Source organism: Vibrio maerlii, assembly GCF_003415655.1.
GTDB lineage: Bacteria > Pseudomonadota > Gammaproteobacteria > Enterobacterales > Vibrionaceae > Vibrio > Vibrio maerlii.
In genome coordinates this window covers 721,956-735,445 of the sequence record NZ_QRHC01000002.1, presented here as the reverse complement: position 1 = coordinate 735,445, position 13,490 = coordinate 721,956, and the positions used below count along the sequence as shown (strand labels likewise).

15 protein-coding genes are annotated in these 13,490 nt (G+C 43.6%); 4 read left to right on the top strand and 11 right to left on the bottom strand.

What is annotated here, in order from left to right; translation table 11 throughout:
* The 4 genes from DPF91_RS04265 to DPF91_RS22025 all read right to left on the bottom strand — a co-directional run.
* On the bottom strand, positions 1 to 207 hold a 207-nt coding region (locus tag DPF91_RS04265; protein WP_206355536.1), incomplete at its 3' end, for a transposase.
* A gap of 169 nt (positions 208 to 376) precedes the next feature.
* On the bottom strand, positions 377 to 727 hold the full coding sequence (locus DPF91_RS04260) for a hypothetical protein (protein WP_117233169.1): 351 nt from the start codon (positions 725 to 727) through the stop codon (positions 377 to 379).
* Positions 728 to 743: 16 nt separating this feature from the next.
* Positions 744 to 2,066, bottom strand: a complete 1,323-nt coding sequence (locus DPF91_RS04255; protein WP_241033753.1) for a peptidoglycan DD-metalloendopeptidase family protein — start codon at positions 2,064 to 2,066, stop codon at positions 744 to 746.
* A 93-nt stretch (positions 2,067 to 2,159) separates the two neighbouring features.
* Positions 2,160 to 2,321 carry a hypothetical protein gene (locus DPF91_RS22025; protein WP_164683974.1) on the bottom strand — a complete coding sequence of 54 codons (162 nt, stop codon included), beginning with the start codon at positions 2,319 to 2,321 and terminating at the stop codon, positions 2,160 to 2,162.
* 75 nt (positions 2,322 to 2,396) lie between these two features.
* On the opposite strand from DPF91_RS22025, the gene DPF91_RS04250 reads away from it, so the two are divergent.
* From DPF91_RS04250 to DPF91_RS04240, 3 genes are all read left to right on the top strand, one after another.
* Positions 2,397 to 2,795, top strand: coding sequence for a GFA family protein (locus DPF91_RS04250; protein ID WP_117233168.1), 399 nt, complete (start codon positions 2,397 to 2,399; stop codon positions 2,793 to 2,795).
* A 190-nt stretch (positions 2,796 to 2,985) separates the two neighbouring features.
* On the top strand, positions 2,986 to 4,356 hold the full coding sequence (locus DPF91_RS04245) for a YjiH family protein (RefSeq protein WP_117233167.1): 1,371 nt from the start codon (positions 2,986 to 2,988) through the stop codon (positions 4,354 to 4,356).
* Positions 4,357 to 4,712: 356 nt separating this feature from the next.
* Positions 4,713 to 6,584: a methyl-accepting chemotaxis protein gene (locus tag DPF91_RS04240; RefSeq protein ID WP_117233166.1), complete on the top strand. Its 1,872-nt coding sequence runs from the start codon at positions 4,713 to 4,715 to the stop codon at positions 6,582 to 6,584.
* Between the two features lie 72 nt (positions 6,585 to 6,656).
* On the opposite strand, the gene DPF91_RS04235 is transcribed toward DPF91_RS04240, so the two are convergent.
* The 4 genes from DPF91_RS04235 to DPF91_RS04220 all read right to left on the bottom strand — a co-directional run bounded on the left by DPF91_RS04235 (position 6,657) and on the right by DPF91_RS04220 (position 10,881).
* Positions 6,657 to 8,060 carry an alpha-amylase family protein gene (locus tag DPF91_RS04235; protein WP_420855568.1) on the bottom strand — a complete coding sequence of 468 codons (1,404 nt, stop codon included), beginning with the start codon at positions 8,058 to 8,060 and terminating at the stop codon, positions 6,657 to 6,659.
* Positions 8,061 to 8,488: 428 nt separating this feature from the next.
* A complete protein-coding gene (locus tag DPF91_RS04230) occupies positions 8,489 to 8,929 on the bottom strand; it encodes a TadE/TadG family type IV pilus assembly protein (RefSeq protein ID WP_117233165.1) in 441 nt (146 codons plus the stop codon).
* A 2-nt stretch (positions 8,930 to 8,931) separates the two neighbouring features.
* Positions 8,932 to 9,432 (bottom strand): TadE/TadG family type IV pilus assembly protein, encoded by a 501-nt coding sequence (locus tag DPF91_RS04225; protein ID WP_117233164.1) that lies wholly within the window; start codon positions 9,430 to 9,432, stop codon positions 8,932 to 8,934.
* A gap of 15 nt (positions 9,433 to 9,447) precedes the next feature.
* A complete protein-coding gene (locus tag DPF91_RS04220; RefSeq protein WP_117233163.1) occupies positions 9,448 to 10,881 on the bottom strand; it encodes a pilus assembly protein TadG-related protein in 1,434 nt (477 codons plus the stop codon).
* Between the two features lie 484 nt (positions 10,882 to 11,365).
* Here DPF91_RS04220 and DPF91_RS04215 point away from each other — a divergent pair, with 484 nt between their 5' ends.
* Positions 11,366 to 11,908, top strand: coding sequence for a porin family protein (locus DPF91_RS04215; protein ID WP_117233162.1), 543 nt, complete (start codon positions 11,366 to 11,368; stop codon positions 11,906 to 11,908).
* Positions 11,909 to 11,999: 91 nt separating this feature from the next.
* On the opposite strand, the gene DPF91_RS04210 is transcribed toward DPF91_RS04215, so the two are convergent.
* The 3 genes from DPF91_RS04210 to hutX form a co-directional block, all read right to left on the bottom strand.
* Positions 12,000 to 12,278 carry a peptidylprolyl isomerase gene (locus DPF91_RS04210; protein ID WP_117233161.1) on the bottom strand — a complete coding sequence of 93 codons (279 nt, stop codon included), beginning with the start codon at positions 12,276 to 12,278 and terminating at the stop codon, positions 12,000 to 12,002.
* An 82-nt stretch (positions 12,279 to 12,360) separates the two neighbouring features.
* Positions 12,361 to 12,891: a heme utilization protein HutZ gene (gene hutZ / locus DPF91_RS04205; RefSeq protein WP_117233160.1), complete on the bottom strand. Its 531-nt coding sequence runs from the start codon at positions 12,889 to 12,891 to the stop codon at positions 12,361 to 12,363.
* Between the two features lie 87 nt (positions 12,892 to 12,978).
* Positions 12,979 to 13,488, bottom strand: coding sequence for a heme utilization cystosolic carrier protein HutX (gene hutX / locus DPF91_RS04200; protein ID WP_117233159.1), 510 nt, complete (start codon positions 13,486 to 13,488; stop codon positions 12,979 to 12,981).
* Positions 13,489 to 13,490: the final 2 nt, after the last annotated feature.

Sequence of the window (13,490 nt, the reverse complement as noted above, 5' to 3'; positions counted from 1 at the left end):
TACACTCTTGGAACTCTTTCCATTTCGGCTGTTATTGGATTTAGAAGGTTGGTGTTTTTCATAGCCAAGATGCTCATCCATTTCAGCGTTGAGAGCAGCCTCAACAGTGATCTTTTTGAGCATCTGACTGAATTCAGTTAAGTCTTCGGGAGTTTTAATTCCCTTTGCAGCTTCTTTAGCAAAAGCTTCAAGTGCTTTCTTATCCATGTGCCTATCCTTAGCCATTACGGCTTTAAGTTTAGACAGTTACACAGAATTTAAGACAGTCTCACGTTTACACGTCAACCCCCTATTTCGTCAGTTTGGAAGAATCTAGATATCCAGTTTTCCAGCAGCGAAGCGATCTAGTTATCTGGCTATCTAAGCTCTTACAGGTCTACTTGCGCTTTGGTTGCTGGTAGGTCTTACCTGCCGCTTGGTAAGTATCCTTTTGTTTGATACCAAACTGCGCATCGAAGAACCACGCAACGAACTTGATAACGTGTTCACCCTCGTTCATCACATGTTCTAGATACTCTTGCTCTTCTCCATTGTCATCAGCTTCTAGCGTTACATGATAGATACGCTTTTCACCTTCAACTTCTGCCAATGCGAACTGGCCAGTGAGAGATTCAGCAGCTGCCGCCACCTCTTCATCAGCACTTTGTTTTAATAAATCTAGCGCTTGTGGCAAAGAAGTTTGTTCACATAACGTTTTGACTAGTTGTTCGAATTCTTTTTGATCCATTGTTCTATCTCTTTCTCTACCGCTCGGTGTTCGCCGCTAGCTGTAGACTATGTTGGTTTATAAGCTCATCCAGCTCGTTCTTACGAGCAATAAATGACGCCTTTTCACTTTTCGGCACAGAGCTCGCCATAGGGATATTCGCTGTCATTGCATTAACAGCACGCCCACGAACGATCAATTCATAATGCAGGTGTGGACCAGTAACTCGACCCGTTTTACCTGAAAGACCAATTCGTTGACCACGCGAAATGCTCTGACCTTTTTTCACTAAGATCTTATTTAGATGTAGATAGCGAGTTTTATACACGGAATCATGTTGAATAACGACATATTTTCCCGCATAAGGGTGATTTCTTACCAGAATGACTTTGCCATCACCGGTAGAGTAAACTGGGTTACCCACAGACATCGCAAAGTCGGTACCGTTGTGAGGTGATACGCGGCCTGTCACTGGGTGCTTACGATTAGGGTTGAAACTGGAGCTGATTCGAGTCCCCTGACGAACAGGATAGCGCTGAAAGGCTCGTTGCAAACTGTCGCCATTCTTATCGTAGTACTGACCATCAGTATGTTTATAAGCGGTAACATCCCGACCACGGTTATGGATTTTAATCGCTTGAATTTCAACATTGCCTGTCGCTTCAAGCTGCTCCGTCATTGGGTTTTCTACGAATTGACGAGTTTCAACCACTTCAAATCGATCACCTGCACGAAGATCGCGAGCAAAATTCATTTTGTCTTTTAAGAGGTAAACCATCTCTTCAATTTGAGTATTGCCGACACCGGCACGGTTTGCAGAACCAGAGAAGCTTCCGTTGATCTCACCAACAATCGCAACTTGCTTCCACTCTCCTTCAACGGAGACGTCTTTGTACTCGTAAGAGCCATCGTCCTGAAGAACATATTGAGCTTTCTCTGCAAGATTGAACTCAATTTCCATTTTGGCAAGCTTTTGAGATTCTTCATCACGCCAGAATCTCAGGGTGTTACCCGGTTTTAAGGTATCAAGGGCTAAGAAGTTGAGGTCCGTTTCCATAACACTCATAAGCTCAGAATAACCAAAGCCAAGCTTGTCAAAGATTTTGCTCAGACTATCGCCTTTTGCAATTTGATACCGATAAGAAGGCGGAGTATCGACAGTCTTGTCGGAGAGCTCATCAACGCGATTACTCGCATAAATAGATTCAGCCGTTAGGTTAAGAGGAACCACTTTACGGCTATCGCTGGCGGTTACTGCATACGCTGACGCAGTACACGCGATTATTGCTCCTAATGCAATGAAGCTCGCTTTTCTAAAGCGCTTGGACTGCATCGGTTGTTTTTGTTTAGATGAATACATGAAGTTGAGCTAGTTTTGATTAACACAGGTTCGCAAAGCGAATCGTTAGATTACCGATTTTTCAATGTTTAAGCATCATATGATTGTCAACATTCAAGGCGTGTCACTTTCTGACACTTGGATAAGACCTTGCTTTTGTAGGATCTCTTCATCCGATAAACTGAAGCGATAAACGCCTGCAACCACAACAATGATCAATAACACTATCGGGATCAATAAGATAAGAGGAATAGGAAGAAATCGACGGCGCGCCATGACAGTCCTTATCGTTTTGCAAAGAATGCACTAGACTAACAGGTAAAGCATTTCGGAAATAGAGCAACCTTATTAATGAACAAAGTCCGTACCGCAGAGTGTAAGTGCCACAAGGTCGCCTTAGTATGCCAGGGTGAACCCTTGAGAACGGCCGTTTGCCACTGCTTCGAATGTCAAAAACGCACAGGCAGTATTTTTGGGGTTCAAGCACGGTTCGCTAAAGAACAGGTTTCGCTCAATGGCGAGACAACCCAATTTACTCGAATCGCGGATAGCGGTCACCAAGTCACTTATTCCTTTTGCCCATGCTGCGGAACTACCATGCTCATGCAATTGAGCGCGGCGCCTGACGCGCTCGTGGTACCTGTTGGCTTGTTCAAGGAAAGCGACTTCCCAATCCCAAGCTTCTCTATCTATGAGGAGAACAAACAGGGATGGGTGACCTTTGATTGTCAAATAGAAAGCTATGCATAAACCCATCAATTCAGATAGTTAGTCTAATCATCGCTAACTGAGTAAAATTTTATGCAGTTTGAGCGCATAAAATTGTTGCGATGGTTCTGTTAGATGAGTATTCTACGCTTCAATGATTAGATACGGATGTTTAATGCATAGTTATGCCAACGGATATGGCGATTATAATTAACGTATCATTGAGTTTAAAATGAATAACAAGCCTTCGGCGTCTGAGACAACAACTTCTAAAAGCAACTTTTTAACGTTTCTCATTCCATCAATTATCGGCCTATTTCTGTTTATGGCTCCGATCAGCTACCAGGGTGATCTCACTATCCCTGTAGCGGTTCTCGCTAAGTCACTTCAAGCTGTTCTCGGCGATCACCTTGTTGCGATCGTGACTGCAATCATTGCATTTATGGCAGTTGCAACAACGGTAATTAAGATTACTAAGCCTGCGTTTATCAATAACAATAGTTTCCTAGATGCGCTGTTTAACCCAACACCGCTGTGGTTTGCTGTTCGCCTTATTGGTGGCATCGCAGTACTGATGACCTTCTTCCAAGTTGGTCCGGAATCAGTTTGGGAAGAGAACACCGGTGGCTTGGTTCTAGAAGGCTTGCTTCCTACGCTATTCGCGGTATTCATTTTTGCTGGTCTCCTCCTACCTCTGCTACTGAACTTCGGTCTTCTTGAACTGTTCGGAACGCTTCTAAGCAAAATCATGCGTCCTGTATTTAACCTTCCGGGTCGTAGTGCAATCGATTGTATGGCCTCATGGTTAGGTGACGGCAGTGTTGGTATTTTGATGACGAGTAAGCAGTACGAAGATAAGTTCTACACTCAACGTGAAGCAGCGGTTGTAGGTACAACATTCTCAGCTGTATCGATTACCTTTAGCTTGGTCGTGATTGCGCAGGTAGAATTAGAGCACCTATTCCTACCGTTCTACGCGGCTATCTGTCTTGCTGGTTTCGTTGCTGCAATTATCATCCCACGCTTGCCACCACTAAGCCGCAAAGCAGACACCTTTATTGATGGTTCAAAACCTGACGTAGATGCAGATGCAACCCCTGCAGGTCACTCTACATTCAGCTGGGGTCTAGAGTTAGCACTAAACAAAGCAAGCCAAGTTAAATCACCTAAAGACGTTTTGGTCCAAGGTGTGAAGAATGCAGTAGATATGGTGTTTGGCGTACTACCTGTTGTTATGGGCTTAGGTACGATCGCCTTGGTCGTTGCAGAGTACACATCTCTGTTCTCAATTTTGGGTCAACCATTCATCCCATTCCTTGAGCTATTGAACATCCCAGAGGCTGCTGCTGCATCAGAAACCATCGTAGTAGGTTTTGCTGATATGTTCCTACCAGCGATACTTGCAGCATCGATTGAGAGCGACATGACACGCTTTATCATCGCAGCGATGTCGGTCACTCAGCTTATCTACATGTCAGAAGTTGGTGCACTACTACTTGGTAGTCGTATTCCAGTCAATATTGCTGAACTATTTATCATCTTTATTCTGCGTACACTAATTACACTTCCAGTTATCACGGGTGTAGCACACTTAATATTTTAATACAATTGAGTAACAAACTAACAACGAGCTGAGTTTTACTATGTTAATACTCAGCTCGTTTTATATGTCCTGTTTACCGTTAACTTTCTATTCTCCATATTGGAGCCTATCCAACTAATCCTTCCTGCTCAGACCAGTTACACCAATCAACACAATAAAAATAATTTATAAATTAATTTACAAAAACCCTATTAATATTTTTATCAATTCTAACAGTCACTTATTCGACCAATAGAGTATAAGTTACAAAAAAGTTATCATTTTCAAGTCAAACGGTATTACATTCTATTAAAGTTTTGGGCATACTGGTCGTTAATAACCATAAGTAGAATCACCTTGGCTTTTTAGGGACGCATATGAAGTTTAGCCACAAAATTATTGCTGCATCGTCGACTCTTCTTTTGACGACTGTAGTACTGCTATCTGCCAAACAATTAATGACGGTTCGTTCAGAGGTTCAATCACTGACGAATACAAGTATCCAAGAGATGGTGAACGGTGTTAAAAACACTGTAACTGCAGAGATGAACACTAACCGCTCTCTGGCTCAAACCACTGCTGAGTATCTAGCACTTAACCCAAACGACAGAACTTATGTAAAAGAAGTGCTCGAGACAGCAAAGCTAAAATCGAGTTTTATCACTGTAGGCTTAGGATACGAATCTGATGGTATTTTACTTGAGAACGACGACAACTGGTCTCAAGATGCAAATTACGACCCTCGTCAACGCCCTTGGTACATAGAATCAAAGCGTGCAGGCCAACTGATCGTCACTGACCCTTATGTTGATGCATCAACCCAAAAAGTGATCATCTCTGTTGGTATGCCTGTGCAGGAGCGTGGTCAACACGTAGCAGGAATGTTCTTCGACGTTGACCTGGCTGGTCTTGCGAGTCTTGTAAACCAAATTAACCTACTTGATGCGGGTGAAATGTTCATCGTAACGGCAGACGGAACGACAATTGCTCACCCTGACTCAAAGTTCAACGGTGAAAATATGCGTGCTTACCTTCCAGGTGTAACGATCCAGGAAGGCAAACAAAACATCGAGTTAAACGGTCAAAACTACCTAGTTAACTTCACGCATATCCCATCTGAAAACTGGTATGTGGGTGCTGCTCTGTCTGAAGATATCGTGCTAGGCACAGTGAACGATCTCCGTACTGATTCATTCATCGCGATCATCTTTGCCCTTATCCTGAGCATCGCAGCTCTGACTTTCCTAATGCGTGTTCTTCTTCGTCCACTAGATACGCTGAACACGGCGATTGAAGATGTGGCGTCTGGTCAAGGTGATTTAACTAAGCGTCTAGACACAAATACTGATGCAGAGTTCTCTCGCCTTGCTAAGAGCTTCAATAAATTCACAGAGAACCTTCAAGCACAGATCACTGAGTCAAAAGCAATCAGCTCTGACATCAAATACGGCACTGACCTTGCGGTAGAGAACGCAGCTCAATCAGCTCAAGCTATGAACACTCAGCTTGAAGAGTTGGAGCAACTCGCAACGGCGATGAACGAGATGACGGTAACAGCAACAGAAGTGGCAAATAACGCTCAAGGTGCAGCAACAGCAGCGCGCGAAGCGGATGAAGCAACTATTGCTGGTACATCTATCGTGGGTGATACAACGGGCGCAATTGACAACTTGTCGCTACGTATTGACCAAGCGGTCGCAGAGGTTCAGGTACTAGAAAGTGCAACCGCGAACATCGAGACGATTCTAAAAGTTATCAACGACATCGCAGATCAAACCAACCTACTTGCGCTAAACGCAGCTATCGAAGCGGCACGTGCGGGTGAATCGGGTCGTGGCTTCGCCGTGGTTGCAGATGAAGTACGTACCCTTGCGCAACGTACTCAAGAGTCGACCACTGAAATTCGCAGCATGATCGAGCAACTTCAAAATGGTGCAAGCTCTGTATCTAACGCGATGAACCAAAGCAAAGACACAGCAAGTGAAGCGGTAGAGCGCGCACAACAAGCAAATGACGCACTTGAGCGCATCCGTGTTTCGATTCAGCACATCAGCGACATGAACATCCATATCGCAACAGCAGCTGAACAGCAAAGCCTCGTAGCTGAAGAGATCAACTCCAACACAGTGAAGATCAAAGACATCTCTGTTCAGGTATCTGACGCTGCTATCAATGCAAACGAAGCAATGCAGCAACAAAACGAGAACGTGAACAAGCAAAACCAATTGCTTAACAAGTTCATCGTTTAACCGAACTTAAAAAAAGCAAGGGCGAGTCAATGATGACTCGCCCTTTTTGTTTTCCCGTGTCGTAAAGTTTGCTCAAGTAATCAGGCTTAACAACATTGCACTACTTTTCTTATCGACGTTCACCTTAACCATGCCATTTAGACTCTGGTAAGTCTTACCAGATAAACAATCATACAACGGCTGTTCTGACTTCACCTCAAACACACAGCCTTTATCTGCCTTGTTCAACGCGACATAGCCTTTCTCTCCTCGCGAGAAGAGCAGAGTGTCTTCGGTTGCGCTGATAGATTCCATCACTTCGCCGTGTACCGAGTTATGGAACGCAATCATGGCAACCATTTTCGGATTGCGCCATGCGTCTTTCCAACGAGGAAGCCCAGCCTCATCTTTGATACCACTGGTATCAAGGTCTGTATAGATAAGCGGGACACCTCCATCGCGGCCCATGATGTATGCATATGCTAACCATTCCATCTCCTCATCCATGACCAAGTCCATAAACACATCGTTGTTTGGAATATCATGAGTAATCGCAAAGGTGATAGCCCTCATTCGAGACAGTGCTTGGCCAAAGCAATATGGGTTAATCAGAGATTCAAGACTGCCATCTTCAGCCATGGCCTCAAATACCGTATTAAACAGCGGGAAGTCATAAGCCCCCAATCGAGTTCGATTAAGGTAAGGCTCAAGGAAAATCTCATACTCTTCGGCCGTAGCGCCACCATCGGTGATGATCTCACCAAAGATATGTACACCCTCGGTGATCTCTTCCGTCCAAACCAACTCCAAGTGTTCAAGGGTCATGTGCTTGGCTGCATCGATTCGAAAACCCTTAACACCCATATCTTTTAGTGCTAACAAGTAGTTCTGCTGCTGTTTTACTACGTTAGCGTTGGCTCTTAGGGTCGGTAAACCAGGGTCACTTGGGCCTCCAGATATACGACCACTCTGTACCTGCCACTTATCCTTCCAATCTTCAATACCGAAGGCTTCTTCAAAGTCATCTTCTGTAAAAAGTGGCTGACTAAGCTCACCAAATAGCTTTTGCTTATCAAAATACGCTTTATGTTTGGCGTAATCTCGCAAATCATTGTGATTTGGGTATTCAAGATCGTCTCGAATACTCGATTCGTTGGCCATATGATTGAAAACCACATCCACATAAACGCGTAGGTCATATGCTTTGAGTTCTTCAACCATAGCTTTAAATTGCACGGTATTACCTAGCTGATTATCGATAACACGATAATCTTGAGGTTGATAGCGCTGCCACCATTGAGTGCCGGAGTCTGTCTTTAAAGACTTCATCGGCGGGGATACCAATACGGTTTTATACCCGAGTTCACTGATCTCTTTTGCCCGTTCGCGTATTAGGTCATATGGCCAGTCAAACGCATGTAGAATCACATCAGTTTTGTGGTTGGATCTAATGTTAGCGTCGGCACTAGTTAGCTGCATGTCCAGTTCAGTATTCATAGCTGATCCCTAGTTAATGCTCCTATCGTAAATCTGCAATCATTATAAAATTTCCCGATACAAAGGAATCCACCCTACTCCTAAGAGCCTAGGGGGAGATTCTGGGCGTAGTACGAAATACAGATAACGACCTATCCACCTTGATTTTCCATCAAATTTTGCAAGAGCGGACATTTAATCAGTCCAGACATAGTCAAAAAGCGAATCCGATCACAATATGTAGGCGTAGAAGCCATTCAATCTTCAACTACTCAAAATACAGGCAATAAAAAAGGCAACATCTTAATTAGACATTGCCTTATACAAATAACCGCCTATTTCAGAGTGTTATGAATGAGATACCGAGTGTATCTTGATGATACTTCGGTTTTCGTATGAGCTTATAAACAAAGACAAGAGCTAGTACACATCACTGTCAAACCAGCAAACTAGAAGTAAATTACACCAGTAGATGCACTGGTTAAGTTCGCACTTGGAATAAACGGAACTGCCGATTGAAACTGATAAGAAACGGAAACAGTTACGGGTTGCCCAGAATCTTTAATCGGAACATCATCAGAGTCCAAATTCCATGTCGTCGTAACGGTTAATCCGTTTAAGGAAGATCGTTGATTAACAAAACTGCTTATTTGGTCCTTACTAGCTGGAGCATCATCTGCGCGCAGTGAATCTTTCGCCGCATCATTACCACGAACAATGGCGTAACGAACCCCTTCCCTTGCGGCATGAGCGACCGCAGTCTGAGAATAGATGTAGCGTGCCCCCTCCACAGTAGCGAACAGAAGTAGAAAGAACACGAGTGCGACTATCGAGAACTCAACTATCGTTACCCCTGATTGTCGATGACGAGAAAACCTTGCGCTAACCATAACTACTCAACCCTCACTCTCGAAATACGATTTATAGCAAAATCCGAGGGTATACCAGGGTATTTCGATAACGACTCAAATGTATGGGCGGTTTCTACTTCCACATAGACCTCAAGATTGGTATCACAACTGGCACTGCATGCAGCGGCTGTTGGTTTTGGGAGGTTCACCGCCCCTGCATTAGCTAAAGAGACATTTTCAAATAAGTCAGGATCAAAACAACGACAAACTCGTGCCACACTTACAATGGGATCTGTTGAGGAAGCCATTTGACCCGAAGTCTCATTTAGGGCTCTAGTAGTAATGGCTGTCGTATTGGTCGCATGCGTATCAGATTGTGCCCCATACAGTGCAGCTCGGCTCGCAGCTCCAGTCGAGACTACTGATTCGTAGGTCACTCTAGCAAAATCAAAGGCAACGAAAACAAATAATAAGATGACCGGGAGAATCAACGTCATTTCGACTGCAGCTAAGCCTTTACTATATCTTTCAATATTACGCATATTCACTCCCTACTCCTACTCTACCAATGTAATTCGGGTGTAAGGGCTGGAACTGCTAGACGAGTCATTGATAACGTTAAATGTCGTTCCACTATCGACCTGCATGAATTTAGTGACAAAAACTGAGTTTGTAACATCATAAGTCGCTAACCCACTACCACTGGCTACATTAAGTAATTGGTTCGGTGCATAAAAAGTACCGGCAAGCGTCGCATCTGATGTACTTGCGATAAGGTTTTTAGGATCGTTTTGAGGTTCATCGGTTGCAGGGCCTTCAGGGTCGGCATACCAGAATAAATCTTGATAATCATCGTCTATCAAACCTTCACAACTTGTTTGGCTTGATTGTGAACATGAAGTCAGGCCAATAGTCGCTCCGGACTTAACATCCAAAGGCCAATAATCTAATGGGTCATCTTCATTTCCATCACAACCAGACTCGCAGGTGTTGTAAATAAACACACCATCGCCAACTAGGCTCGCATCAGAACCATCAACGACAAGACCACCACCTCGCATAATATAAGTGCCCGGTTCCATGGTTACATCCGCGGTTCCTTTGACAAACAAACCACCACAGTATAATCCCGGTGATATAGTTTCAGTGCTATCTTCAACTGTGTAAGGTTTGTATCGATTATTATCTCGTTCGCCACTACACCCCACACCAGACTCACAGCTTTCTGCGCTCGCGCAAGATGAGTCATCATAGGCCACGGTCGGAGGAGTTAAGTGTGACAACGGGTCATTAGTCGGAGCTGCATTTTTAGTTAAACAATCCTCCGTTTCAGAACCATCATAGCAATTAAGGTTATTGTCGCTGTTAGTTCCCCCTGCCGTCGTAATTTCAGAGGCAGTTAAGCTTGAGCCGTCAACATAAAGCCCTTCACTATTGGTCGAGTTTACTGAAACGCCACAATTTGCATACAAACTCGATCCACTACTAACGTGGAACGCTTTGATATACTCCGAGCCCAACGCGTATATACAACTATCACCCCCACCAAAATCACTGTTGGCAACCGCTCGAGTAGTGTAATTCAGACCGCTAAACCCAATAACTGATAAGAAAAACATTGGAGATTCATTTGAAACGGTCGCCTCAACAAAATCACTACTACCTGTATAGTATCCGCTAGTAGGGGGCATGCTGATGGTGACTACAACGTCATCTTGACCACTTTCAAATCCATGACTCTTTGCTTCCGATAACCCGTAAGCGGTAGCAACTATGTCATCACGTCCTAAGTATTTCTCGTGAGCAGCAGCAAGTGCCGCTGCATCTGCCGCGGATTGAGCCTGCCGATAACTCGAAAGGGCAACACCAACATCAACCGCCAATCCACAAATCGCAATCAAACCCAGCAAAGAAGCTATGTATAGAATGGCAACAATACCTTTCTGTTTAAATGAACTTTGCGGTAACGAACCCTTGCAATTCCTTCGCATGATTCAGCTCCGTGTGTAAATGACATTCAAACCATCAATAAAACAGTGAAAGCCAATTTTTTGACCATATATAAAAAGTAGGAGAAAAGTAGTAGGAAATAAACATTGAAGTAATAAAAAAGCCAGTAGCGTTCACCACTGGCTTTGTTATTCAATAAGTTAGCTTATGTGCGGTATAAAACCTTAGTAACGTACACATTGCACTACAAATCAAACCCAAACGATTTGTTTAAAATGCCACTCTCTGCATTTACAATCTCTGAGTAGATTTCTAATCAACTCATGTACGATACAAAACCTTGGTTCTTTTTCAATTACCCAAATCAATCGTGTAAGGAATGACTTACTCAGTAGTCATAAAGTTTTATTTGAGCTGACCAAAAAATAAACTATGTGATTAGTTTCACACATATCGATATGCAACTACGCAACTCCATGAGCAGCATCAATAGTAATTAAGCAACATTAAAAACATGGAGTAGTTATGTATAATAAGATAATCAAATCAATGTCACTGCTAGGCCTATTGTTTACAGCTAATTCTCAAGCTAATTACTCAGAGCAATATAGTTATTTTGGTTTAGGCTTTACCGCCGCTAACGCAGACGTGGATATTGCACCGCTTGGTTCCTTTTCTTTCGATAGTTCACTACTGGGTCTAGTCCTAGGACACCGCTTTCACCCTAACTTTGCGGCTGAAGTAAGAGGTTACGGTAGCATTTCTGACGACGAACTGCTGGGTGTAACGACAGAGATAGACAACAGCTTTAGTGTTATTGCAAAAGGGATAATTCCTTTAGGGCAATATTTTGATTTTTACGGTTCACTAGGTTACGGAAGAAGCAAGTTAAGCTTGTCAGCAAACGGAGTGTCTATATCTGACACGGATGACGATTTTCAATATGGGATTGGATTAGCTGTAAACAAGGGTGCAGAGCTTGAACTGCAAATAGAGTGGATGAAGCTCTATGACGATAACGACCTAGAGATTGATGGATTCAACTTGAATCTTATTTATCGATTATAACTACGGTTAATTAGAAGTCATCAACTAGTTAAGGGAGCCCAGGTTAATTGCCTACAGCTCCCATACTGTTCACATCAAAAACAGCACCAAATCACGTTCTCCATAAAACCTTGACCACATGCCAACCAAATTTGGTTTTTACTAGATGAGGGACAAGGGTTTCACCCGTAAAACAGATCTTGTCAAACTGCGGTACCATTTGGCCTTTGCGAAATTCGCCTAGGTCGCCGCCTTTTTTGCCTGATGGGCAAGTTGAGTATTTCTTAGCAAGCGTTTGAAATTTAGCGCCTTTCTTAAGTTGCTTAATGATATCTTCTGCTTGTTCTTTGTGCTTCACCAAAATATGGAGAGCGTGCGCTGTGCGAGCCATAAATCACCTCAAAGTCTGAATGGGCGCTAGTGTAACTGATCGCCCATTCGAGATACAAGCTAGGCGCAGGGCCCTCAACAGGCTACTCGTTTGAAACTTTCTTATGACCTTCTTGCAGGTGCACGAAATCAACCAAATCGTCACCCGATACTTGATAAGCTTGACCAAAGCCTTTTACAAACAAACCTTGCTCAGCTTTTAGATTAAACAATACGAAATCTTCAAGCTGACTAAGGCCATCAATGATCTCGCCAAAACGTTCTTTCATCTGAGCAACAACCTGAACCCACAGTTCACTATCTCGCTCTACAACCGTTGCTTGTGCATCAAAGGTCAAACGCTTGCGAGCAAACAGCTGTTTAGCTTCGGTTTCATCTTCCACCATCATGAGCGACACATTTGGGTTCTGTAACAAGTTACGAGCGTGGCGAGCAATTTGAGAAATAAGAACGAAGTACCCTTCTTGGTTTTGTACAAACGGAGCATAGCTCACGTTTGGGCGGCCTTCTTCATCTACCGTAGCAAGTTGAATCGTCTTACGCTCTTGGCGAAACTCTTTGATTTCTGGACCTAGACGACCTTGCAGACGCTCTTGCTTAACTTGCTTATCCATTGTTTTAATTCTCCTAAAATTTGCTGACTTTAAAAATTGGAGGTGGCTAAACCACCTCTCATTGTTATTGTGTTTATGTGTATCTAATTAAGCGTATGCGGCCTTCAACGCTGCAAATTTGTCTAGCTGTTCAGGCAACAGCTGACGCTTTTTATCTCTGCCCAAGTAGATCTTAAAGATGTTATGGCCGGTCTCGTCAAAGAAGCCAAAGTAGTGACTCTCACTGCCCATAAATGGTTTGCTGACTAGAGCAATATCCGTCACTAAATCAAGTCGCAGGTGCCCATGAAGTTCACCTTCTTTGCCCATTAAATTGTAGTAACCGCGAGCGAACTTGCCTTTCGGGAATGGGGCTTTCACCTCAAAAATAGAGCCAAATGAATGGATGATAGTCGTGACTGGACCCCACATGACTAGCCCTTCAAGAAGTTCTTGCGCTTGGCTGCCATCAACCATGGTTGCCATACCTTGGGGTAAATGCGCGACCGCTTCTTTCTCTGAAATATTTAGCTTCTCAGCAATAGCAGCGGGCAGTAATTTTGGGTCTTCTTCAAGTACCGCTGCAACTTGGATAAATAACTCGGTTTGTGTTGTCATAT